Annotated in this window: 23 protein-coding genes, 1 tRNA gene and 1 pseudogene; 13 read left to right on the plus strand and 12 right to left on the minus strand. The window is 70.1% G+C overall.

The window, feature by feature from the left end; genetic code table 11:
• Positions 1 to 12: 12 nt before the first annotated feature.
• The 3 genes from ACYP53_RS27645 to ACYP53_RS27655 all read left to right on the plus strand — a co-directional run bounded on the left by ACYP53_RS27645 (position 13) and on the right by ACYP53_RS27655 (position 990).
• Positions 13 to 378: an ArsR/SmtB family transcription factor gene (locus ACYP53_RS27645; RefSeq protein WP_189916906.1), complete on the plus strand. Its 366-nt coding sequence runs from the start codon at positions 13 to 15 to the stop codon at positions 376 to 378.
• A gap of 91 nt (positions 379 to 469) precedes the next feature.
• Positions 470 to 673 (plus strand): DUF397 domain-containing protein, encoded by a 204-nt coding sequence (locus ACYP53_RS27650; RefSeq protein WP_459649418.1) that lies wholly within the window; start codon positions 470 to 472, stop codon positions 671 to 673.
• A gap of 113 nt (positions 674 to 786) precedes the next feature.
• Positions 787 to 990 (plus strand): DUF397 domain-containing protein, encoded by a 204-nt coding sequence (locus ACYP53_RS27655; RefSeq protein ID WP_459649419.1) that lies wholly within the window; start codon positions 787 to 789, stop codon positions 988 to 990.
• 130 nt (positions 991 to 1,120) lie between these two features.
• Here the strand turns inward: ACYP53_RS27655 and ACYP53_RS27660 are convergent, their stop codons facing one another.
• The 3 genes from ACYP53_RS27660 to ACYP53_RS27670 form a co-directional block, all read right to left on the minus strand.
• Entirely contained in the window at positions 1,121 to 1,255 is a 135-nt protein-coding gene (locus ACYP53_RS27660) for a hypothetical protein (RefSeq protein ID WP_268256579.1), read from the minus strand.
• A 143-nt stretch (positions 1,256 to 1,398) separates the two neighbouring features.
• Entirely contained in the window at positions 1,399 to 1,686 is a 288-nt protein-coding gene (locus ACYP53_RS27665; protein ID WP_189916905.1) for a hypothetical protein, read from the minus strand.
• Between the two features lie 514 nt (positions 1,687 to 2,200).
• On the minus strand, positions 2,201 to 2,710 hold the full coding sequence (locus ACYP53_RS27670; protein ID WP_459649420.1) for an allene oxide cyclase barrel-like domain-containing protein: 510 nt from the start codon (positions 2,708 to 2,710) through the stop codon (positions 2,201 to 2,203).
• A 336-nt stretch (positions 2,711 to 3,046) separates the two neighbouring features.
• On the opposite strand from ACYP53_RS27670, the gene ACYP53_RS27675 reads away from it, so the two are divergent.
• Positions 3,047 to 3,247, plus strand: coding sequence for a DUF397 domain-containing protein (locus tag ACYP53_RS27675; RefSeq protein WP_459649421.1), 201 nt, complete (start codon positions 3,047 to 3,049; stop codon positions 3,245 to 3,247).
• 218 nt (positions 3,248 to 3,465) lie between these two features.
• Here ACYP53_RS27675 and ACYP53_RS27680 read toward each other — a convergent pair whose 3' ends face one another.
• Entirely contained in the window at positions 3,466 to 3,729 is a 264-nt protein-coding gene (locus ACYP53_RS27680; RefSeq protein WP_189916899.1) for a hypothetical protein, read from the minus strand.
• 120 nt (positions 3,730 to 3,849) lie between these two features.
• Between ACYP53_RS27680 and ACYP53_RS27685 the strand changes: the two genes are divergently transcribed.
• Positions 3,850 to 4,698 (plus strand): DUF5753 domain-containing protein, encoded by an 849-nt coding sequence (locus ACYP53_RS27685; RefSeq protein ID WP_459649422.1) that lies wholly within the window; start codon positions 3,850 to 3,852, stop codon positions 4,696 to 4,698.
• On the plus strand, positions 4,695 to 4,895 hold the full coding sequence (locus tag ACYP53_RS27690; RefSeq protein WP_459649423.1) for a DUF397 domain-containing protein: 201 nt from the start codon (positions 4,695 to 4,697) through the stop codon (positions 4,893 to 4,895). Before ACYP53_RS27685 ends, ACYP53_RS27690 begins: the two co-directional genes overlap by 4 nt.
• A 51-nt stretch (positions 4,896 to 4,946) precedes the next feature.
• Here the strand turns inward: ACYP53_RS27690 and ACYP53_RS27695 are convergent, their stop codons facing one another.
• Positions 4,947 to 5,867 carry a MerR family transcriptional regulator gene (locus tag ACYP53_RS27695; protein WP_459649424.1) on the minus strand — a complete coding sequence of 307 codons (921 nt, stop codon included), beginning with the start codon at positions 5,865 to 5,867 and terminating at the stop codon, positions 4,947 to 4,949.
• Between the two features lie 64 nt (positions 5,868 to 5,931).
• Here ACYP53_RS27695 and ACYP53_RS27700 point away from each other — a divergent pair, with 64 nt between their 5' ends.
• Positions 5,932 to 6,693, plus strand: coding sequence for a maleylpyruvate isomerase family mycothiol-dependent enzyme (locus ACYP53_RS27700; protein ID WP_459649425.1), 762 nt, complete (start codon positions 5,932 to 5,934; stop codon positions 6,691 to 6,693).
• 141 nt (positions 6,694 to 6,834) lie between these two features.
• Here the strand turns inward: ACYP53_RS27700 and ACYP53_RS27705 are convergent, their stop codons facing one another.
• Both ACYP53_RS27705 and ACYP53_RS27710 read right to left on the minus strand, forming a co-directional pair.
• Positions 6,835 to 7,866 (minus strand): hypothetical protein, encoded by a 1,032-nt coding sequence (locus tag ACYP53_RS27705; RefSeq protein ID WP_459649426.1) that lies wholly within the window; start codon positions 7,864 to 7,866, stop codon positions 6,835 to 6,837.
• A 116-nt stretch (positions 7,867 to 7,982) separates the two neighbouring features.
• The gene (locus tag ACYP53_RS27710) at positions 7,983 to 10,034 is read right to left on the minus strand and encodes a transglycosylase domain-containing protein (RefSeq protein WP_459649427.1); all 2,052 of its coding nucleotides are present in this window, start codon (positions 10,032 to 10,034) and stop codon (positions 7,983 to 7,985) included.
• Between the two features lie 232 nt (positions 10,035 to 10,266).
• Between ACYP53_RS27710 and ACYP53_RS27715 the strand changes: the two genes are divergently transcribed.
• Positions 10,267 to 11,385: a DUF5954 family protein gene (locus ACYP53_RS27715; RefSeq protein WP_189916883.1), complete on the plus strand. Its 1,119-nt coding sequence runs from the start codon at positions 10,267 to 10,269 to the stop codon at positions 11,383 to 11,385.
• Between the two features lie 103 nt (positions 11,386 to 11,488).
• On the opposite strand, the gene ACYP53_RS27720 is transcribed toward ACYP53_RS27715, so the two are convergent.
• From ACYP53_RS27720 to ACYP53_RS27730, 3 genes and pseudogenes are all read right to left on the minus strand, one after another.
• The gene (locus ACYP53_RS27720) at positions 11,489 to 13,942 is read right to left on the minus strand and encodes a non-reducing end alpha-L-arabinofuranosidase family hydrolase (protein ID WP_459649428.1); all 2,454 of its coding nucleotides are present in this window, start codon (positions 13,940 to 13,942) and stop codon (positions 11,489 to 11,491) included.
• Between the two features lie 189 nt (positions 13,943 to 14,131).
• On the minus strand, positions 14,132 to 16,762 hold the full coding sequence (locus ACYP53_RS27725) for an RICIN domain-containing protein (RefSeq protein ID WP_459649429.1): 2,631 nt from the start codon (positions 16,760 to 16,762) through the stop codon (positions 14,132 to 14,134).
• A gap of 210 nt (positions 16,763 to 16,972) precedes the next feature.
• Positions 16,973 to 17,779 (minus strand): annotated as a pseudogene (locus ACYP53_RS27730) (pirin family protein); the annotation flags it as partial.
• 53 nt (positions 17,780 to 17,832) lie between these two features.
• Between ACYP53_RS27730 and ACYP53_RS27735 the strand changes: the two are divergent.
• From ACYP53_RS27735 to ACYP53_RS27755, 5 genes are all read left to right on the plus strand, one after another.
• Positions 17,833 to 19,266 (plus strand): recombinase family protein, encoded by a 1,434-nt coding sequence (locus tag ACYP53_RS27735; RefSeq protein WP_459649430.1) that lies wholly within the window; start codon positions 17,833 to 17,835, stop codon positions 19,264 to 19,266.
• 93 nt (positions 19,267 to 19,359) lie between these two features.
• Positions 19,360 to 19,626, plus strand: a complete 267-nt coding sequence (locus tag ACYP53_RS27740) for a hypothetical protein (RefSeq protein ID WP_459649431.1) — start codon at positions 19,360 to 19,362, stop codon at positions 19,624 to 19,626.
• A 320-nt stretch (positions 19,627 to 19,946) separates the two neighbouring features.
• Positions 19,947 to 20,021: transfer RNA gene (locus ACYP53_RS27745), tRNA-Gly, on the plus strand.
• Positions 20,022 to 20,066: 45 nt separating this feature from the next.
• Positions 20,067 to 20,966 (plus strand): class I SAM-dependent methyltransferase, encoded by a 900-nt coding sequence (locus tag ACYP53_RS27750; protein WP_459649432.1) that lies wholly within the window; start codon positions 20,067 to 20,069, stop codon positions 20,964 to 20,966.
• Positions 20,967 to 20,978: 12 nt separating this feature from the next.
• Entirely contained in the window at positions 20,979 to 21,416 is a 438-nt protein-coding gene (locus tag ACYP53_RS27755; RefSeq protein WP_459649433.1) for an HNH endonuclease, read from the plus strand.
• Here the strand turns inward: ACYP53_RS27755 and ACYP53_RS27760 are convergent.
• Positions 21,391 to 21,750, minus strand: a complete 360-nt coding sequence (locus ACYP53_RS27760) for a hypothetical protein (protein WP_459649434.1) — start codon at positions 21,748 to 21,750, stop codon at positions 21,391 to 21,393. The genes ACYP53_RS27755 and ACYP53_RS27760 overlap by 26 nt on opposite strands.
• On the minus strand, positions 21,747 to 22,109 hold the full coding sequence (locus ACYP53_RS27765) for a hypothetical protein (protein WP_459649435.1): 363 nt from the start codon (positions 22,107 to 22,109) through the stop codon (positions 21,747 to 21,749). The genes ACYP53_RS27760 and ACYP53_RS27765 overlap by 4 nt, the downstream gene beginning before the upstream one ends.
• Positions 22,110 to 22,519: the final 410 nt, after the last annotated feature.

Here is a 22,519-nt window from a genome sequence, read left to right on the forward strand (position 1 = left end):
TACTATTGGCGCATGGGTCATGGAGCCGCCCCCACCACCGCCGTCCCGCACACGCGCCTGGACGCCACCAGCGCTGCCCGGGTGGCCACCACCCTGCAGGCCCTGGCCACCCCCTCCCGCCTGCTGATCCTCTCCCGCCTGCGCGAAGGCCCCTGCGCCGCCACCGAACTCGCCACCGAGGTCGGCCTCGAACAGTCCGCCTGCTCCCACCAGCTCCGACTGCTCCGCAACCTCGGCCTGGTCGTCGGACAGCGCCAGGGCCGCCAGGTCGTCTACGCGCTCTACGACAACCACGTCGCCGCCCTCCTCGACCAGGCCGTCTACCACATCGAGCACCTACGGCTCGGGCTCAGCGACACACCGGACCTCGCGGAGTAGCGCGGGGGCAGGGCGCGCGCATGCCGCAGCCGCTCGATGGGAAGGCGTCGGCTTTGAAAGGGCTCCCCGTCGCGCAGATAGGCAGGACCGAGTGACCCAGCCGAGGTTCAAGAAGTCGACGCACAGCGGCGGAAACGACAACTGCGTCGAGGTCGCGGCCGTCCCGGGCAGGCCGGTCTCGTTCATCCGCGATTCGAAGGACCCGAACGGCCCCGCCCTGGCCGTCGACCGGGCGGCCCACGAGGCGTTCATCCACGCCGTCGCCGCGGGGGAGTTCGACTTCGGGCTCCTCTGACGGACAGTGCACGAGAAGTCGGTGGGATCGACTTCTCGTGCATGTCGTGGCCGCTCGATGGGAAGGCGTCGAACCTGGAAGCCCCCCTTCGTCGCACAGATAGGCAGGACCGAGTGACCCAGCCGATCTACAGGAAGTCCACGCACAGCGCGGGAGACGACAACTGCGTCGAGGTCGCCGCCATCCCCGGCGGCCCGGTCTCGTTCATCCGCGATTCGAAGGACCCGAACGGCCCCGCCCTGGCCGTCGACCGGGCGGCCCACGAGGCGTTCATCCACGCCGTCGCCACCGGCGAGTTCGACTTCGGACTCCTCTGACGAGCGAGATCTGCCACCGCTACGGCCGGTGTGGCCGGCACCGTCTCCGGACGGTGTCGGCCACACCGGCTATGGCGAAGATCCACGGATCGCATTCCGTAGGTGGGTGGCAGGCGAGCGGGTCGGGGTGTCAGGCCCCCGCGTTGCCCGAGGACCGCTTGACCAGCCTCGGCTCGCCGCCCTCGACGGCTACGTAGTAGTCCCCGAGGGATTCGCCCGCTACGGCCCGCAGCCGCCCCTCGGGCAGCGAGACCTCGTGCAGCACCCTGCCCTCCGACGCGCGGACTCCGGTGGATGTAGGGGCGTCCGCGCTCGCTGCCCCGGGCTCGGGAACGGCGGATGCCGCGATGATGTTGCCCTGCTCGTCCGCCAGGACGAGCAGTCTGGCCGCCGTACCGCTCTCGTGCGTCATGTCACGCCGCCTCCGTCCAGGTGGAACCAGATGTCGACGCTCGACGGGTTCCAGATGCCCACGATGTAGTTGTCCTGCGCGCCGCCGAACACCGCGCGGTTCTCCAGGCCGTGCCACTGGACGACGAGGTCGCGCGGATCCGCGGGACCACTGCTGAAGTCGAGCTTCGCCTCGACGTACTGGGGCCCCTGGTAGACGCCGCCGAACGTGTAACCGAACTGGGCGGCCTGCCCGTGGGCCAGGAACCATCGGGGCGCTCCGGCCGGCGGAACTTGCCAAGTCATGACCTGACCTCCTGCATCAGCTACCGCCTCGCGGGCGCCGAACCGCGGACCCCTGGCCACAGGCCCCGCATCATGACCGGGAGCGCATCCCATCGGAATTCCGCTCACCGCACGTGGCCATCGCGGCCTGAGGGGTTCGCGGATTCACCTCGGCCGGCGAATCCCGGAAGGCATCGGGTGGGATGGCAGATGATTCGTCTCCCTCCAGTCAACCGCCGTGGAGCACGGGTCGCAAGCCCCTTCAGGCACGTACTGATCGCCATGAGCACGGAGAGCTACACCGGTCGCAGCCGGTGACATTGACGCCATGTCACACACGTGCCGCAGGTCGTCCGGCTCGATCGTCAAACCGTCGGCGCCGGTAACGCAGCCCCGCCCAGGCGAACCCGGGCGGGGCTGTGTCCGTGGGCATGGCCCCCGCTTCCCCGAAGGTCCTCGGCGGCCGGCCCCGTGCGTCACTGCATGCCTGACCGCCTGCGGCCGTTCGCCGGTCGGCACCCGGCCGCAGGGGCGGTCAGCTGTCGAGGTCGATCATGAAGCGCCTCGCGCCCGGAGCGACCGTGTCGGCGTGGATCGAGCCGCGGGCGCGGGCGAAGTCCCCGGTGCCGCCGGTGATCGCGTTGTCGAAGGAGGGGGGCGGGCCCGGGTTGAGGTGGCCGAAGACCATCCCCTGGGCGGTGATCTGGCCGCCCGGGAGGGTGTAGGTCACGGTGCACTCCTCCGCGCCGCCGTTGTCGGTGCGGGTGGTGGTGCACGTGCCGCCGGTCTCGCCGACCTGGTTGCCGTCCAGATCGGAGAGCACCGAGCGGAAGACGGTCCGGTCTCCCTGGGCGGGGGCGCCACCGGGGTTGACGGGGAAGAACGTCTGCTGCGCGAGCCTGCCGATGAGCGTGATGGCCCGGTCCCGGGCGACGGGGTCGGCGGATCCGGTGGTCGGCGTGGCGGTCGCGGCGGGGGCGGCGGCGAGAAGGGTGATCAGCGCGGCGGCCGTGCCGAGACCGGCCCTTGCGATGGGGCGCATCATGTCTCTCCTGAGGTCGATGTCCTTGAGGGATCAGGCGCCCCATTCATAGCCTCCGCCCCATGACCACCGGTTCGTCCAGGAACAGCTCGCCAACAGATTCGACCGTTCGGCCCCACGCCGGGCGGGCCGGTTCCCGCGGGCCGGTGGCGATGGGCACGGAGAGCTACGCCGGTCACCTTCGGCGGCACTGACGTCGTTTCACACACGTGCCGTCCGTCGGATGGGCTGTGGCACGAGAAGTCGGCGGGGTCGACTTCCTGTGCATGCCGTGGCCGCCCGACGGGAGGGCGTCCCCCTTGAAAGCCCTCCTCGTCGCAGAGAGATAGGCAGGACCGAGTGTCCCAACCGACCTTCAAGAAGTCGACGTACAGCGGCGGCAACGAAAACTGCGTCGAGGTCGCCGTCCCGGGTGGCCCGGTCTCGTTCATCCGCGATTCAAAGGACCCGAACGGCCCCACGCTGGCCATCGACCGGGCAGCGCATCAGGCGTTCATCCACGCCGTCGCCAGCGGCGAGTTCGACTTCGGACTCCTCTGAGGAACGTTGGATGACCCCTCGGGCGATGGTGCACGAGAAGTCGGCGGGTCCGACTTCCTGTGCATGCCTCGGCCGCCCGGTGGGTCTGCCGGGCGGCCGGAGCGGGGGCGGGGGTCAGGCCGCCGGTTGGCGGTCGCGGTCCGGGTGGTGGGGCATCCGCCGGGCGGCGACGGCGCCGAGCGCGACGACGGCGATGGCGAGGAGGGCCGCCAGGCCGATCAGGAGTCGCACGGGCCGTCCTCGGGCTTCGCGTGCTCGCGAAGGAGAGTGAGGAGGTTGAGGACGGTGCTGGCCGGCGCGTTGCCGAAGCGGACGAGGACGCGGCCGTCCACGACGCTGTCCGTGGTGGCGGACGGCCAGAGCAGGCCGAACTCGCGCCCTCGCTCCTGGAGTTCGGCGATCAGGTAGGCGACCTCCGGTTCGGTGTAGGTGCGCATCAGCGAGTCGTCCGGCTCGATGGGCCGGCCGTCGGCGGCGGTCACGCGGCGGAGTCCAGCGCGATATCGAACCCGAATTCGGTGCCATTCTCTGCCAGTTGTCGGCAGCGCCTACGCGGCAGACAAGGGCAGACTGGTCAACCGATGGGTCAGGAGGGGCACAGCATGGCGGTATCAACCGTTCGGCGTCGTCGGCTGGGCGAGGAGCTTCGCAGGCTGCGGGAGCAGAAGAAGATCGCAGCGGACACGGCAGCCGACGCCACCGGCATGAGTCTGGCCAAGCTGAACCGGATCGAGAACGCCCGCACGGCGGCCAAGATCGAGGACGTCAACAAGCTCCTCGACCACTACGGCTGCGACGACGCGGAGTTCCGCGCCGGCCTGATCGCCATCACCAAGGACGGCAGCAAGCGCGGCTGGTGGCTGAGCTACCGCGACGTGATCGACGCTTACTCCACCGACCTGATCACGCTCGAAACCGAGGCGTCGGCCTTCAAGACCTACGAACCCGCCTTCATCCCGGGCCTCTTCCAGACTGCCGACTACGCCCGCTTGGTCATCGATCGACTCCGGACCATGAAGGGCGGCACGGTTGACGACCTGGTGCAGGTCCGCCTGGCGAGGCAGTCCATCCTCACCCGCCCAAACCCGGTTGAGGTCTGGGCGGTCATCCATGAAGCTGCACTCCGTGCGAACGCGAATCGGCCCGACATCATGGGCCCGCAACTCGACAAGCTGCTCACGCTGGGCCGGCTGGCGAACGTCAACATCCAGATCATGCCTGCCGGTGCGGCCATCCACCCGGGCATGAGCGGAGCGTTCACCTTGCTCGGATTCCCTCAGCGGAAGGATCTCGACGTCGTGTTCGTCGAAGGGCTGCTGAACGCGTTCTGGGTCGAGGACCCGGCCGATGTCGAGTTGTACCGGGCGAAGTTCCAGGAGATCACCGCCGAGGCCCTTCCGGTCGACTCCTCGCTCGCCTTCATCACCGCACAGAGAGAACAGATCAAGTGACCCAGCTGACCTTCAAGAAATCGAGCTACAGCGGCGGCAATCAGAACTGCGTCGAGGTTGCCATCCCGGGCGGTCCGGTCTCCTACATCCGTGACTCCAAGGACCCCAATGGTCCCGCCCTGGCCATCGACCGCGCCGCTCACGCCGCCTTCATCTCCGCCGTCGCCACCGGCGAGTTCGACTTCGGGCTCCTGTAAGGACGTCCCTCTGAGCGGTGCCTCGTCCGAGCCGGGCGAGGCACCGCTTTCTCATGTCCTCTCCCCCACCGACTGAGCCAGGGCGTCAGTCAGCCACAGGTGGGCGGCGCCCGGTGTGGCCGGGTCGCCGCCGGCCTCGGCGACGAGGCGCCAGTAGCGCCGCATCCGGGGGTCGCGGTCGGCGGCCACGTGGGCCAGTAGTCCGCCTCGGAAGGGCGGGGTGTCCATGCCTCCGCGCGCCTCGGCGTGGGCTGCGACGAACCGGTCGAGTTCGGGGCCCTCGCGGGGCGGTTCGCCCGTCCCCACCATCGGGCGGGCCAGCGCGCAGGCCTCGCCGATCCCGGCCAGCAGGCCGACCTCGTCCGCGACCAGTTCGGCGTTGGCCCGTCCCATCGCCAGCAGGAGCCGGGTCAGTTCCCGGTCCCCGGCCAGGGCGAACAGTTCGGCGTAGGCGACCACCTGCGCCGGGGACGGGTCGGCGGGCGGCTCGGGGACGGCGGCGGTCACGAACGCGGCGAACATCGCCTCCGAAACCGGCGTGGTGAGCGCTCGCCGCCAGAAGTCGGTCAGCGCGTCGTGGGCGGCGCGGCCGTTCTGCGCGGCCGCCAGCAGGTCCAGCCGTACGGCCCGTCCGGCCGGTCCGGTCTCCTCGACGGCGCGCAGCGAGGCCCGCCGCCAGGCCAGGTCGGCCAACTGGACGTCGAGCGCGGCCCGTTCGGCGGCCACTGCCTCCGCCACGGTGTGCTCGCCGACCAGCACCCGCCTGATCGCGGGCAGCCCGAGGCCCAGCCCGCGCAGCCGCCGGACCAGGGCGAGCCGTTCCACGGCGGCCCGGTCGAACCTGCGGTGCCCGCCCGTACTGCGCGCCGAGTCGACGATGCCCTCGTCGCAGTAGAACCGGACGGTCCGCACCGGCAGGCCGGTCAGCCGTGCCAGCTCGCCGATCCCCAAGGTCTCATCGAGCAAGGGCACTTGAACCTCCACCGGACTGGAGCTCCTACGGTACCGGCGTCACCCCGAGAGAGGAGTTGTCGTCATGACGTCGACGCTGGACCCCGTACGGCTCGTGGAGGGCCTGCGCGCACAGACCGCCGCCTTCGCCCGCGCGGTCGCCGGGCAGGCCCCGGAGGCCCCGGTGCCCACCTGCCCCGGCTGGTCGCTGCGCACCCTCGTCGGACACCTCGGCGAGGAACACCGATGGGCGGCCGAACTCGTCCGCACGGGCCAGCCGTTGCCCGCACCCGACCCGGCCCGGGCCGACCCCGGGCCCTCGGCCGGTTGGGCCGACTGGCTGCACGAAGGCGCGGAGGACCTGATCCATGCGGTCCGGAACGCCGGCCCGGACGCCCCCGTCCACACCTTCCTCGGGCCACGCCCGGCCGCGTTCTGCCTGCGCCGGATGGTGAGCGACACCTGTGTCCACCACTACGACGCGGCCGCCGCGACCGGCACCGCCTTCGACCTCCCGGACGACCTCGCGGCCGACACCGTCAGCGAGACCCTGGACCTCCTCACCACACCCGCCCTGGCGGCCGCCCGCCCGGACCTCGCCCGACTCCCCGGCCACGGCCAGCGGATCGGCCTGCGGCCACGCACCGCGGAAGGCTGGGTGATCACCAGAACGCCCCAGGGGCCGCACTGGGAACCAGGCCCGGTCGAAGCCGACGTGGTGGTGTCCGGGACCACCCCCGACCTCCTCCTCGTCCTCTCCCGCCGTCTCCCCGCGACGGACGGCCGGGTGACGGTCACCGGCGACCACGCTCTCCTCCAGCACTGGCTGGCCCACACCGCGCTCTGAGAGACCGAGCCCGCCCGTGCCCCGCCGGGCCGGACCGTCCGCCGACAGCCCGGCCCGGCCGGCTCCCCGAGGCCTCCTCCCCCGGAGGCCTCGGGTGCGGTGGCCGTCTGCCCCGTTCCGCCCGGTTCATTCCTCTTCGTCCTACCGGCCGCCCGTACCGCCCACACCGCCCGCACCGCCCGAACCACCCGAACCACCCGCACCCGCCGCCCCGCGCAGCGTCACCCCGAAGTGGGTGCGGAGCCGCCGGACCTCCCACCAGGCGACGGCCGTGACCGTCGCCGGGCCGCCGACGACGGCGGCCAGCTCGACGGGCAGCGGGCCGGGCGGCAGGCCACCGAACAGCAGGCCGATCACGGCGAGTTCCCACACCAGGACGCCCGTCAGCACCGGCGGGAAGACGGCGTGCACCCGGTCCAGGGTGAAGGCCGTACGGACCACCGTCGGCGAGGCGAAGGCCACGAACATCAGCGCCCAGATCGGCGCGGCCAGGACCAGTATGTCGAACAGGTTTCCGACCAGCAGCACCTGCACCATTCCCCGCGCCTGGGCGGCGAGCCAGAGCAGCACCGGCACCGCCGTGCAGGCGCCGACGTACTGCAGCGCCATCAGCACCGCCGGGCGGACCTGTGCCCGCATGGCCGGCCGCGCCGCGGGGCCGGCGAGCCGGAACAGCACCCCGACCACGGCCGGGGCCGTCACCAGGACCAGCCAGGGCGTGATCGTCAGCCGGAGCTGGAACTGGTCGTTGGCCTCGCTCCAGTCGTCCGGCGTCCCGTAGACCGCGAGGACCGCGAAGCCCGCCACGAGCGCCAGCCAGCCCCGGATCCGCTGCACCCGCAGCACCACGTGGTCGGTGATTCCGCGCGGCCCGGGCACGACGAACACCCGGCGGGCCAGCCGTCGCGCCGAGCGCGCCATCGGGTAGAGCCCGAGGAAGAGCAGGAACGGCCAGAGGCAGAAGAGCAGCGGCAGCAGCACGCAGCCGCGGATCGCGCCGCGCGCCGGTGCCAGCAACTCCCGCAGCGTGGGCCACTCCTCGCCCCGGAAGCGCTGCCACAGCGGGACCCGGCGCCCGTACCCATGGCCGTACCCGTACCCCTGCCCGTACCCGTACCCCTGCCCCTGCCCGTACCCCCGCTGCTGGTACGGGTTCTGCTCTCCGTAGGTCACGCCAAGGTCCTCACGCGGTCGCCCCCCGTCGACCGGACACCCGGTCAACTCCCGAACGCCGCACCCTACTGCCGCACACCCACACTTCGTCCACTCCCCACCGGCCCGCCACCGCGCTACGGCAGCGGGACCGCCGGGAAGGTGCCGGCCGGGACGCCGGAGAGGGCGCCGTCCATGGCGTCGCGCCAGATCGGGCCGGCCAGGGTGCCGCCGAAGGCCTGGCCCACCACCTTGCCGCCGATGCGCTGGCCGTCCAGCGGCTTGGGGTTGTCGGTGTCGCTGACGACGGTGGCGCCGGCCATCTCCGGGGTGTAGCCGACGAACCAGACCTGGCGGCTCTCGTTGGTGGTGCCGGTCTTGCCCGCGCTGTCGCGGCCGTCGAGGCCGGCCGCCTTGCCGGTGCCGTCCTCGACCACGCCCTTGAGCATCGCGGTGACGGTGTCGGCGGTGTCCGCGGACATCACGGAGGAGCAGCCGGCCTGCGGCAGGGCCAGCTGCTTGCCGTCGGGGCCGGTGATCGAGGTGACGGCGGTCGGCGCGCAGTAGGTGCCGTGGGCGGCGAAGGCCGCGTAGACGCTCGCCATCGCCAGCGGGGTCAGGTCGTTGCTGCCGAGCGTCATCGACGGCACGACCTGGAGCTTCTCGCCGCCCGCCTGCTCGGTGATGCCGAGCTTGTTGGTCATCTGGGCGACGCCGCAGAGGCCGGTGTCGGCCTCCAGCTTCGCGAAGTAGGTGTTGACCGACTGCGCCATGGCCGTCTTCATGGTGAACTGGCCGGTGAGGGTGGGGCTGTCGTTGTGCACCTGCCCGGACGAGGGGAACTTGGCGCCCGAGCAGTCCTTCATCGCCGGCCACGGGATGCTGTAGTCGGTGGTGTAACTCTGGCTCGGCGTGAGGCCGTTCTCCAGGGCCGCCGCGGCGACGATCGGCTTGAACGTCGAGCCGGTCGGGAAGCCGAGCCCGCCGCCCATGGCCTTGGTGACGTTGTAGTTGATCTGGGTCTGGTGCTGCTTGTCGTCGACGCCGTACGGGCGGCTCTGGCCCATCGCGAGGATCTTGCCGGTGCCGGGCTCGACGATGCTCATCGCGGTCGCCGCCTGGTCGCCGGCGTTCACGTGGTCGGTGACCGAACTGTACAGCGCCGCCTGCGCCTTGGGGTCGAGCGTGGTGTGGATCTGCAGCCCGCCGCGCTTCCAGACCGCCTGCCGCTCGGCGGCCGACTTCCCGAACGCCGGGTCGGTGAGCACTACCTTGCGCACGTAGTCGCAGAAGAAGCCCTCGCCCTGCTTGGCCAGGATGCAACCCTGCTGCGGCGCCTGGACGTTCAGGCCCAGCGGGGTCGCGATGGCCTGCTGGGCCTGCTCCTTGGTGATGTGCCCGAACTCGGCCATCTTGCGCAGCACGGTGTCCCGCCGCTCCTTGGCCGCGGTCGGGTTGACCACCGGGTCGTAGCCGCTGGGCGACTGCACCAGGCCGGCCAGCATCGCGGCCTGCGGCAGGGTGAGGTCCTTGGCGTGGACGCCGAAGTAGCGCCGCGCGGCGGACTCGATCCCGTACGCCTTCTCCCCGAAGAAGGTGATGTTCAGGTAGTTGGCGAGGATCTGGTCCTTGCCGAGGGTCTCCTCGACCTTGATCGCGCACTTCAGTTCCTGGATCTTGCGGCCGACGGTCTGCCGCTGCGCCTCCGCGACCTTCTGCGGGTCCTCCCCGGCCTCGTCGACGAAGACGTTCTTCACGTACTGCTGGGTCAGCGTGGACGCGCCCTGGGTGGTGCCCGAGGAGGCGTTCTTGTCCACGGCGCGCAGCACGCCCTTGAGGTCGATCGCGCCGTGCTCGTAGAAGCGGTTGTCCTCGATGTCCACCAGCGCGGTCTTCACCAGCGGGGATATCTGGTCGGCGGGGACGACGGTGCGGTCGCGGTCGTACACGGTGGCGATCGTGCCGCCCTGCGCGTCCAGGATCGTGGAGGCCTGCGACAGCGCCGGCGTCTTGAAGTCGTCGGGCAGGCTCTGGAAGTCGTCCGCCGCCGACTGGGCCCCCAGCCCGGCCGCCGCCACCGCCGGCAGCGCGATCCCCGCCGCCACCACACCGGCCACCACGCTGATCCCGATCAGCCGCAGCCCGTGCCCGAACTTCCGCATACCCGTCCCCGCCCGCTTCTCTGCCATGGGAGGGACCCTACGTGCACGTCATGAGGAACTCGTCAGAGAACCGGCACCGCTCTGTCACAACCCTGCGACAGCCCGGGAAGGCATCGGCATGATCGGAAGGGTGCAGAATCCGGCCCTGAATCGGCTCACTCCGGCCATGATCATGTCCATTTTCGATCAGACTCGCCGGGAGGAGACGGAACCGGTGGTTCGCCTGTGCGTGGCCGTCGGCCGGTTGCATCATGAGGGCATGGTGAACTTCCCTGACGACGTTCCTGGGTACCTCTCCATCAGGATGGCCGCCCCCGACGGCCCGGTGGCGGAGATCACGGAGATCGAGGCGCAGGCGGCGCGCGAGAGGTACCCGCGGATCCTGTCGGCCGGCGGCCCGGTCTTCGGTGTCGCCCGCGAGCGGCCCGAAGGCGGCTGGGAGCTGTGCACCTCCATGGTCGAATGCGAACCGCAGTCCGCCCGCGAGGACATGGGCGCGATCTGCCGCCGGCGGGCCGCCGAGGCGGAGACGGCCGGCGACACCGAGGCGCAGCAGGCGTACCTGGCCGTGGCCGAGCGGTTGGAGTGGGAGAAGATCGACGAGGTCGAAGTCGACGTCCGCTACCGCGTGGTACGGGCTGAGCGGTACATCAACAGCGGTTCCGACGGCCCGGAACCGCCGCGCTCCAGCGACCCCGACGACCACGAGGAGCGGGACCTCGGCGACGCCCTGGACCCGGCCGCCGGCTTCGTGATGGACCCCGCCCTGCCGACCGGGGTGTCCACGGGCATCCTCAAGGCCGACCTCCTCCAACTGGTGCCTCTCGAAGGCAGTTTCCCGCCCGACGTCCGCGCGGACGCGCTGCGCTCGGACGTGACCCACCCGGGCGTCGTGCTGCTGCCCGCCGCCTTCACCGTCGCGGAGCGGGTCGGCGGCCAGTGGCGCCCCACCGGCATCATGGACGCGCCCACGCCCTTCCGCGCCAAGGACATCCTGTCGATGCGGCTGCGCGTGACCGACCCGGTCGAGCGCCGGCTGACCCCTCGGCAACGGGCCCGCTACGCCGAGGCGGCGGACCGGCTCGACGCCGAGAAGGGCTGCGAACTCACCGTCGAGGAACGCTTCCTGCGGATCATCCGGGTGGAACGGGCCGTCCGGTTCGGCCCGGACGGGCCCGAAGGACCGCGCCCCTCCGACCAGGACCCCGAGGACCCGATCATGGTGCTGGACCAGAAGCTGCGCGCCCGGGGCATCGACCCGGACGAGGACGCCCCGATCGAACTCAACGAGTCCGCACAGGAGTTCCAGCGCCTCTTCGAGGCCGAGATGGCCCGCCGCGGCAAGCCGCTCCCGCGCCCCGCGGACGACGAGGCGTGACGCCTACAGGAGCGCGGCCGTGACGGGCTGACACCCCGGACCCCGGCCGGCGTACGGCCGACCGGGGTCCGGGGCGGGGATTCGGGGTGGTGGTTCGGGCAGGTCAGTGCTGCAGGGTGAGGACGCCCGGCGTCCACGGCAGCTGGTCGTAGGGACCGGTCGCGGTCGGCGACTTGCCCTGGTAGAGGAACTGCAGGTTGCAGGGGTCGATGGTCATGGTCTGGTCGGGGTTGTTGCGGACCAGGTCGCCGTGGCTGATGTCGTTGGTCCAGCCGGCTCCGCTGTTGGCCTTGCCCGCGAAGGGGCTGGCCTCGCTCGCGGCCTGCGGGGTCCAGGAGCCGTTGAGGCTGGTGGCGGTGAAGGAACGGAAGTAGCGTCCGCCGGAGCCCTGCGCCTCGACGATCATGAGGTACTGGTTCTGGCCCTTGACCTTGTAGACCTGCGGGGCCTCGAAGAGGTTGGCGGTCGTGTCGGTCATGACGGTCGTGTAGGAGGATCCGAAGCTGCTGGGGAAGTTCCCGATCGGCATGCTCGCCCGGTAGATGCTGCCGTTGTCACCGGCGAAGAACAGGTACATGTTCTGGTCGTCGGCGATCAGGGTCTGGTCGATCGGCCCGGTGCTGGACTTGGGGATGGAGCCGGTGAACAGCGGCTGCGGCGCGGACCAGCCGTTGGGGTTGGTCGGGTCGGTCGAGGTGCGGTAGATGAACGGCCACTGGCCCCACTGGTACGCCAGCACCCAGATGTTCTTGGGCGCGAAGTAGAACAGCGTCGGCGCCGTCGCCGCCTGCCCCATACCGGTCTGCCCGGCCGACGCCATGTCCGACCAGTTCGTGAACGGGCTGAACATCATCGAACCGTACGACGACCCCGACACGTTCGACGCGTAGACCAGGTGCTTGCCGTTGTACACCACGTCCGTGAAGTCCTTCACCGACGCCCAGCCGTTCGCCGGCTTCGCCAGTGAGCCGGTCGAGGACCACCGGTACGTCGAGGGAAGGGCGCACGTGCCGCCCGGGGCGGGCGCGGTCGGGGTCGGCGCCGGGGTGGACGCGCCCGTCGACCGGAGGGTCCAGTGCTGGTTGGCGGCGCCCCAGGAGTCCCAGATCTGGACGGGGATGCCGTTGGCGCTCTGGTTGCCGGGCGTCTCCAGGGCCTTGCCGGTGGCGACGTTGGTGAGGGTGAAGGAGCCGTCGCCGTTGCGGGCGGCCTTCCAGTGCTGGTTGGCGCCGCCGTTGTTGTCCCAGACCAGCACCTTCGTGCCGTTGGCGGCCTGGCCGGCCGGATCGTCCAGGACCCGCCCGCTGGCGATGTTGGTGAAGGTGAAGGAGCCGTCGCCGTTCTTGGTGGCCCGCCACTGCTGGTTGGTGGCGCCGCTGGTGTCCCAGACCTGGAGCGGGGTGCCGTTGCCGTTCTGTCCGGCGGGCTCGTCGAGGACGCGTCCGGCGGCGCCCATCGCGGAAAGCGTGTAGACGGTGCCGGAGTTGACGGCGCCGTCCGGCGCGCTGCCGCCGGCGCCGCCGACGGTGGAGAGGACGGCGTTGTAGGCGGGCTTCTTGTTGCCGTTGCCGTCGAACAGCAGCGGGTTCTCGCCACCGCGCCAGGAGTCGCTGTCGCGGATGCCCCACAGGGTGATGCCGGTGCAGCGGGCGACGTTGAGGCAGGCCTGAACGGCGCTGGTGTAGGCGGTGGGGGCCGCCTGGGCGATGTCGAGCTCGGTGAGCTGGACGTCGACGCCGAGCGCGGCGAAGCTGGACAGCGTGGTCTGGAAGCTGGCCGGGGGGCCGCCGGCGCCGAAGTGGCTCTGGAAGCCGACGCAGTCGATGGGCACGCCGCGGGCCTTGAAGTCCTTGACCATGGAGTAGACGCCCTGGGTCTTGGCGTCCGTCCAGTTCTCGATGTTGTAGTCGTTGTAGCAGAGCTTGGCCGAGGAGTCGACGTTCCGCGCGGTGCGGAAGGCCTCCTCGATGAAGCCGTTGCCCAGCACGTCCTGGAACACCGAGCTGCGGTGCTGGCCGCTGCCGCCGTCGGCGAACGCCTCGTTGACCACGTCCCAGGCGTAGATCTTGCCCTTGTAGTGGGCCATCTCCTGGGTGATGTGGTTGTTCATCACACCGCGCAGGGTGGTGGCGTCCTTGACGGAACGGACCCAGTCGGGCAGCTGGGAGTGCCAGACCAGGGTGTGGCCGCGCATCTTCTGGCCGTGCGCGGAGGCATGGCTGACGATCGAGTCGGCCGGGCCGAAGTTGAACGACCCGCGGGACGGCTCGGTGCTGTCCCACTTCATCTCGTTCTCCGGGGTGATCATGTTGAACTCCCGGTCGAGGATGCCCGAGTAGGCCGGGTCCCCGAGCCTGCCCGTGGCCACCGCCGTACCGAAGTAGCGGCCGCTGCCGGCCGCCGCCGCACCCAGCGTGGTCGGCGCGCCGGAATTCGACGTGAACGCGGCCTGGGCGACCAGCGGCACGGCGGCGCCCACGGCGGCGATGGCCACGGCGACGGCGATCACCCGGCGGGTGGGCGGACGACGGCGATGAGCACGGTTCTGATCTGACAACGGTTGTCCCTCCGAAGCAGGTGGGCCTCGATCTCGGCCCCGGCTGACTGCTGGTTGCCGCCGCGCACGGAAAGGTTGCCGTGATCCGAAAAAAAATCTGCGGGGAGCCGGTGAGGACGGTGCGCGGTCCCGTCACACCGCGGCGGGGCCGCAGGCAGTCGTGCCTGCGGCCCCGCCCGGGTGTCGGAATCAGGAAGGGTCGCCGTACTGGAGACCGCGTCCGTTGGTGCCGATGTAGACGCGGCCGTAGGTGTCGGGGTCACCGGTGATGATGCGCGAGCCGGCGAAGTTGCCCCACTGGTGCGCGTCATCGTTGATCCGGACCCAGCTCGCGCCCTGGTCGGTGGAGCGGAAGACGCCGGCGACGCCCTTGACGGTGCCGATCAGGTACAGCGCCTGGTACGAGGTGCCGGGTGCGGCCTTGCCGAAGCCGACGGCGGAGGCGGACTCCACCGAGGACAGCTTGCTGAAGCTGCGGCCGCCGTCGGTGGAGTGCAGCAGACCCGTGCCGTCGCCGGCGAGCCACAGGTCGCCCGCGATGCCGGGGACGGCGCTGAGCTTACCGCCCGGCAGGTTGCCGGAGCGGGCGGTGAAGTTCGCGCCGCCGTCGGTGCTGGCGTAGAGCCTGCCGTTGCTCAGCGAGTAGAAGGTGTTGGCCGAAGACCGGTCGGCGACGACCACGGCATCGTTGCCGAGGCCGTTGACCCTCGACCAGCTCGCGCCCCGGTCGGTGGAGCGGTACGGGGCCTGGCCGGCCTCTGCCCAGACGAAGCTGGAGCCGTCCGCCGCGATCGCGATGTGGCCGCTGTCCGCGCCGGGCACCGGCTCGCCCTTGAAGCCGTTCCAGGTGTGGCCGCCGTCGGTGGAGAGGGCGCCGTCCTGCTTGCCGCCCCGGCCGACCCGGACCACCAGCGAGGGGTTGGACTGGGCGAAGTCGACGGAGGTGCTGTTGTAGATCTCCGGGTTGACCAGCCGCCCGGACGGCTCCTTCTTCAGGTCGTCGTACACGAAGCCGCCCTGGTCGCCCAGCGAGGTGATGAGGGCGGCGGCGCCGGGCGGGGAGACCGCGTCGTAGTACGCCGTCTCCTCCAGCCCACGGGCTCCGATGAACCAGTGGCTGGTGCCGCCGTTGTCGGTCGCGTTGGCGTCCTTGCTGGCCCAGATGCCGTTGCCGGTGCCGTACATCACGTGCCCGGAGTCGAACGGGTCGATGCTCAGCGCGGTCATCCAGTGCCCGATCCCGGTGCCGAGGTACGGGGCGATGGAGGCGTCCCGCACGGACCTGTCGGACTGGGTCTTCCAGGACGCACCGCCGTCGGTGGAGCGGTAGACCTCGTCCTGCGGCCACCAGCGGTCCAGCGTGGTGACCATCACCGTGGACGGCTTCTGCGGGTCGACGGCCAGACCGGCGAACCCGTAGCCGCCCTGCGACGGCGAGATGTTCTTCCACGCCCCGCCGTTCGGCGCGTACTTCCACACCGCGCCCGCCGTCACGTTGTTGGGGCCGGGGTTGTTGGAGTACGTCACGTACAGCGAGCCGTCACCGGAGAGCACGCCGTGCTGCGGCACGTAACCGGTGGGCTGTCCGGCGACGGCCTGCCAGGTGCTGCCGCCGTCGGTGGAGCGGTACAGGCTGGTGGACTTGTCGGCGACGCCGACGTAGACCGTGTTGCTGCCGGCCGGGCCGTACGTCACGAAGGAGACGCCGGTGCCGAAGCTCGCGCCGTCCTTGACCGGGAACGAGGAGACCTGGTTCCAGGTCTGGCCGTGGTCGGTGCTGCGCCACAGGCCGTTCTTGCGGGTGCCCAGCAGCAGGGTGTCGTGGTTCGCGGGGTCGATCACCAGCCGCTCGCCCGCCCCGCGGCCGTCCTCGTTGCCGCCCAGCTTGAACGGCAGGTCGGTGCGCTGGAACGTGCGGCCCCGGTCGGAGGAGCGCAGGATCGCGCCGTTGCCGGCCCAGTCGTTGGTGTAGGTGCCGGCCGCGAGGTAGAGCCGGTCGGGGTCGACCGGGTCGGTGGCCAACGACTCGATGCCCAGCAGGTTCCAGTCCTTCTCGCCGACCCAGTCGGTGAGCGGTGTCCACTGCTCGGCCCCGGTGTCCCAGCGGTACGCGCCGCCCATGTCGGTGCGCGCGTACAGCAGGCCCTTCTCCTTCTGGTTGAAGACCAGCCCGGTGACGTAACCGCCGCCCGCCACCGGGGCGTTCTGCCACACGTACGATCCGGACCCGGTCTGCGCGCCGCCGCTGCCCTCAGCCACCTTCACCAGCTTCCACTGCTGGTTGGCACCGCCCCACCCGGACCACTGGATGATCTGCGCGCCCCGGTCCGTGGAGTTGCCCGTGACGTCCAGGACCCGACCGCTCTTGCGGGAGGTGAAGGTGACGGCGTCGGAGCCGCCGACACCGTCGACCTTCCACTGCTGGGAGGCGGCGGAGCGGTCCGTCTGCTGCTCGGCGGCGGCCCCCTGGGAGGTCGAGTCGCCCGCTATGCCCAGCACCTTGCCGCTGTTGCGGTTCACCAGCTCGTAGTAGCCGTCGCCGGTGGACCTCAGCTTCCACTGCTGGTTGGCGGTGTTCTGGTCGGTCCACTGCTGGATCCGGGTGCCCTCGGCGGTGGAGAAGGCGTTGACGTCCAGCACCTGGCCGCTGCGGACGGAGACCAGCCGGTAGTAGGCACCGGCGTCGACCGTCGCGGCCTGCGAGTCCTCGTGCGTGAACAGGTACGACACGGCGGCCAGCGGCACGGCGGCCAGCACGGCGGTGGCGCTCCAGCGACGGCGGTGACGCCCGCGGCGCCCGCCGTTCGTGGGGTTGCTCATGGGTAGACGATCTCCTTGCGAGCCGATCACGAGAGAAGAGCGGATCCGCACACCGGTACCGGCCGGATCCACCCCCTTGTGGTCGCAGGAGCCGCGAAGGTTGCCGCGCGCCGCGAACTTTCCTTCAGGTCACGCCGACCAGCCCCCGGAGTGACCTCCGCCCCGCCGAGGCCTCACCCGGTGCGGGAGGCCCGTCCGGCCGGCGCCCGGTCAGCGCTCGCGCCCGCGGGGCTTCAGCGGGAGTGCGGGGAGTTCGGGGGCGGGCAGGCGGTCGCCGGCGTAGCCGTGGACCTCGCCGAAGCGGGTACCGGCCGTCCAGTCCGCGCGGGCCCGGGCGATGTCCTCCGTCGAGCGGCCGATGAAGTTCCACCACATGACGATCTTCTCGTCGAAGGGTTCCCCGCCGAGGAGGAGGACGGCGGCGTCGGTGCGGGCGTGCAGGGGGAGGTGGGGGCGGCCGCAGCCGAGGTAGAGCATGGAGCCGGGTTCGACGGGGACGCCGTCGACGTCGACGCGGCCGGACATGGCGAGGACGGCGTACTCGAAGTCGGGGACGAGGGGGAGCCGGAGGTCCGCGCCCTCGGTGAGGGCGAGGTCGGCGCCGACCAGGGGGGTGTGGGTGGTGCCGGGTGAGGTGGCGGTGTCCAGGGCGCCGAGGATGACGGTGGCGCGCAGACCGAGGGCGGTGACCACGGGCAGGTCGGGGTGGTGCTCGAAGGCGGGGGCGGTGTTCCGGTGCGCGTCCGGGAGGGCGACCCAGAGCTGGGCGCCGTGCAGGTGGCGGGCGTGCGGGCGGGGGGACTCCTCGGAGTGGGAGATCGCCCGGCCGGAGGTCATCAGGCCCAGCTCGTACGGCCGGACGGTCTGCAGGCTGCCGAGGCTGTCGCGGTGCAGCACTTCGCCCTCGTGCAGCCAGCTGACCGTCTGCAGGCCCATGTGCGGGTGCGGCGGGACCTGCATGCCGGGCTGGTCGGCGATGTCGTCCGGACCGTAGTGGTCGACCCAACTCCACACCCCTTAGGCGACGCCCCTCTGTGAAGTAGGGACGACCCATGCTCTCCCCGGCCACCATGACCATCCCGGCCACATTCCAACCAGACGCCCGTATCGCGATCAGCCTTCGCCTGTCGCGCAGTGACGACGCCTCCACCGCCCTCGACGTACAGCTCCGGGCCTGCAAGGACAGCATCCGTGCCGCCGGGTTCGACCCGGAGACGGCGAAGGTCTTCATTGACGACGGCGTGAGCGGCGCAACGCCTCTGACCGACCGTGACGGCATGTCCTCACTCATGGCCTACCGGCCCACCCATGTGTGGGCGTGGAAGCTGGACAGGTACAGCCGTTCGGTTCGCGAGTTCCTGAACCTGGTGGCCTGGGCCGAATCCCTGACCCCGCGCGTCATCCTCGCTACCGCCGACGGGGCACTCAACACGGCCACCCCGGGCGGCCGCCTCATCGCCCTCATCCTGGTCGCCCTCGCCGAGTGGGAGCGGCAGATGATGACCGAGCGCATCCTCGCCGCGCACCAGGAGCGGCGGGATCAGGGACGGTGGAGCAGTGGGTTCGCGCCGTTCCCGTTCAAGGTCGTACGGGAGCACCCGAAAGCACCGGCATACCTCGACGCCGACAGCGCGATGGTTCCCCTCGTGATCAAGGCGATCGGCGAACTCCTCGCAGGCGGCAACCTTGCCTCGACATCTCGTCCTCTTCCGATCGGGCGTCAGCAGTGGCGCGACCTGCTGATGGGTGTCGCCCTTCGAGGCTGGCGCAAGTTCAAGGGCAAGCTGATCGTGAAGGAGGACGGGGTTACCCCAGTGCAGTTCGCACCGGAGGTAATCGACGCCGTGACCCACGCACGAATCCTGGCCCGCCTTGACGAACTCACGCGCGGCACCAACGTCCTCCGGCAGGCGTCCCCGTTCCTGTCCGGCTTCATCGCGTGCGGTCGCTGCGGCGGTCGGTTCACAGGCGGCAAGGCCCGGAAGAAGCTCTCCTACCAGTGCAACAGTCACGGCCAGATCAATGCCGACATAGTTGAGCCGAAGGTCGAGGCCGAGTTCCTGTCCCGGTTCGGGGCCGACCCGGTGATGCGCGCGGTTCATCACGGGGGCGTCGATCACACGGCCGCCCTCCTCGACCTCACCGCCGCCCGGTCGCGCATCATGGAGGCCATCACCAGCGTTTCCGGCCCGAGCGTGGCGGACCTCATTGCCAAGCTTCAGGAGACGGACGCCACGATCGAGCGGCTCAAGGCGGAGCACGACCCGGAGATCAGGACCACGTACCAGCCCACCGGCATCACGATCGACGAGATGTGGGCCGACGCGACGGAGGAATCCAAGCGCGCGATGCTGCGCGACAAGGGGCTCCGGGTCACGGTCTACAAGCATGACCACCCAGGCGGCCGCCTGCGAATCGAGTGGGGCCAGCCGCTGGTCCCGAAGAAGAAGCGGACACGCCCCGTCACGGCCGCCGAGCGCCGATTGGAGATCACGGCCGGGTAGCCCCCAGAACGGCCCGTCATCGGAGATGATCCGGTGGCGGGCCGTTCGCATGCCCAAGGTGCACAGGCGGTGGCTGTGGCGCAGGGTCGGGGTATGGCCACGATCGTCGTCCTCTTTGAGCGGGAGCCCGACCTGGACCTCGGGGCCGATGGTGTGGGCCCGGCCGTCCTCCTCGTCCACGCCGCCGGGGCCGACCCGGACGCGCCGGAGGACCCACTGGAGCGGACGCTGTGCGGCCGGGACACCACCCCGATGGAGCACGCGCACTACGCCCCCGCCCGGCCGGGTGAGCCGTGGTATCCGCCCGCCCTCGCCGACCGGCGGTGCCGGGACTGCGAGGGGGCCCTCCGCCGGCGTTGAGGTCACGGGGCGGTAACGAACACTGGGGGTCGGTCAGCCCAGCCTATGAACATCTACACAGCGACAGGTACGAACACCGGCTCTGACCTGCGGTTTGTGTAGTTGTGTAGAAGTGCACCCCGCTCCCGATACAAATCACATCTCTTAGGAGCTCTACCCGGGGGCGTCGCCACTTCGACACTCCAACATGGGGCCGTCCCGCTGTGGTCCCGCTCTACCCGTGCACCCCCCGTTGGTTGCGAGCGGGATTCCCGCGCACCCCTCGGGGACCGGCGGTCCGAGGACCCGCTCGCGCAGCCCGTGACGTCACCGGGCATCCAGGTTCCGTCGGCTAACTGGCAAGGCCGCCCCCCTGCCCAGGGGTAGCGCGGGTTCGATTCCGGCCGGAACCCCCACGCCCGCCCTGCGGGTACTCAACCTCGTACCCAGTCAGGGGGATCATGGCGACGACTCAGAACCGGTACGGCCCAGTGGCGGGCATCGCGCCGTTCAGCATCTACCGCAGCGAACTCGGCCCGTGGGTCAACCGGCGCCGGGAGTGGAAGGCCCACGGCCTGGGCGGGGCCGCCGGTCGTGAGGACGTGGAGCTGTACCGGCTCCCGGCGAACTTCGGCGGCTCCGGCTACGGGGCGAACCCCTCCGTCTTCGACCCGGTCCTCGCCGAGGCCGACTACCACTGGTACTGCCCGCCGGGCGGCATGATCCTCGACCCGTTCGCCGGCGGTGCCGTTCGGGGCCTCGTTGCCGGGAACGGCGGCTACGGGTACACCGGGGTGGACCTGTCCCCCGGCCAGGTAGCCGTGAACCGGGACACGGCCGACGACTGGCGCACCCGGGAACTCCTGGCCGCGGAGCCCGAGTGGATCACCGGGGATGCCGCCGAGGTTCTTCCAGAGCTGCCGACCGGTGGGTTCGACCACATCTTCACCTGCCCGCCGTACCACGACCTTGAGGTCTACTCCGACGACCCGGCCGACCTCTCGGCGATGTCGTGGGACGACTTCACGAAGGCGTACGAGGCAATCATCGCGGAGTCGGTGCGGTGCCTGGCCGACGACAGGTTCTCGACCTGGGTGGTCGGGGAGGTGCGGGACCGGGCCGGGATGATCCGAGGTCTCGTCCAGCACACCATCGCCGCCCACGAACGTGCCGGGGCCCGCCTCTACAACGACGGCGTCCTCATGAACACCATCGGGACCATGGCCATGCGCCTGCCGGCACAGTGGAACCGGTCGCGGAAGTTCGGCCGCATCCACCAGTACGTGCTGACGTTCGTCAAGGGCGACCCGCGGGCGGCAACCGAGGCAGTCAAGGGGCTGGCCCCCGCCGTGCCGTTCTAGATCAGGAACTCTATGGAATTCACGATTCAGGGACCTATCCGCCCGCTGTCGTACGCCATCTTCAGGAAGTGCGGCCCTACCCAACGCTACGACCGGAGCAACCATGCCTGCATCGAGTGCGCCAATACCGCCACTCACCGCGGCCGTTGCGGTGAGCATCATCGAGCGTTCACGGTGAGTGGGTCGTTCCGGGCCCGGTACCAGCGGTGGAGGGAGGTGGCCCGGCGGAACGACGCCGGGGCCGACCTCCGCCGGGCAGTGAGAGCCAATGACGGTGGTGTGTGCGCCCGTTGCGGGACATCGCACCTCGCCACCGCCCTCGACGTCGACCACATCACGCCCATCGCGCACGGCGGTGAGGATGTGGCCGAGAATGTTCAGCTCCTCTGCCGTGGGTGCCATGCGGTGAAGACCCGTAAGGAGTTCAGGCTGAAGCGCCAGTCGCCTTAGGTAGAGCGCGCTCTATCGATGTCGCGTCAGATGCCTTCACATCTTCCACCGCCAGCACATCCGTCACTACGTAACCATGAGGACTTGCGACGTTGAACCTCACGCGTTCCGATTGGCTCATGGGGCGAATGAGGGCGATACCCGCGTCCGTATCGACGGCTGAATAACCAGTCCCCTTCACCTTGACAGACCCGCGTCCGGGAAACTTCTCTCCCAAAGCTATCAGATCCACGTCATGTGAGAGAGTTTCAACAACCCTGCGGGCTTTCAACCTCGGCAGTCTCTTGAGCTTCTCGGCCGCCGACTTTGCTACCACTATCTTGGCGGTCTTCATTTCAGATCCCTGGACTCGGACTCCGACAGCGGGAAATCCACCTTCACTGCGTCGCCAATATCGTCCAAGCTCTCAACCTCGCCTTCCAAGACTTCTCGCTCGCCCTCCTCAATTCCCCGTCTACCCTCAGGAGATAGCCTGAAGCGAAATACCCCGAATACTATCTGATCCCCCACCATCCTTGGCGCAAGAACCGCAAATAGGAGGAGAACCACGCCGAGCGTCAAGATAGTCCCCGCAAAAGCGCTATTAATCTCCAAGAAGAATCCAGCCAGCGCCACAAGCACCATAAGTGAACCGAAAGCGGCAAGTAAAGTATTCGGCTTCAAATCACCGTCGGGCGGCTTAGATTCAGGCATGACCGCCTCCCTAGCGTGCGCTCAGGCTGCTACTTTCAGTATCTCTCCGAACCTCTTCCTTTTACAGTGCCGCGAGCAAGAATCACTGGATGAACCTATCCGGTGACACTTCGCAGCGGAGACTTTTTGACGCGAGCGTCGCGGAGGCGATGTGACCTGGTCCACGAGCACCCGACGGGAACGCCTTCCGGCGAACTGGCCGACTGTTCGCCAAGTGGTATTACGTCGGGACGGATGGCGTTGCATGGCAACCATGCGGGACGGCGATCGGTGCACGGAGGCGGCGACGGACGTCGACCACATTCGGCCCGGTGACGACCATAGCCTCGACAACCTTCAAGCGCTGTGCCGATGGCACCACGCCCGCAAGAGCTCGCGCGAGGGTGCGGCGGCACGGGCGGCACGGCCCC

Source organism: Kitasatospora sp. Ki12, assembly GCF_054601375.1.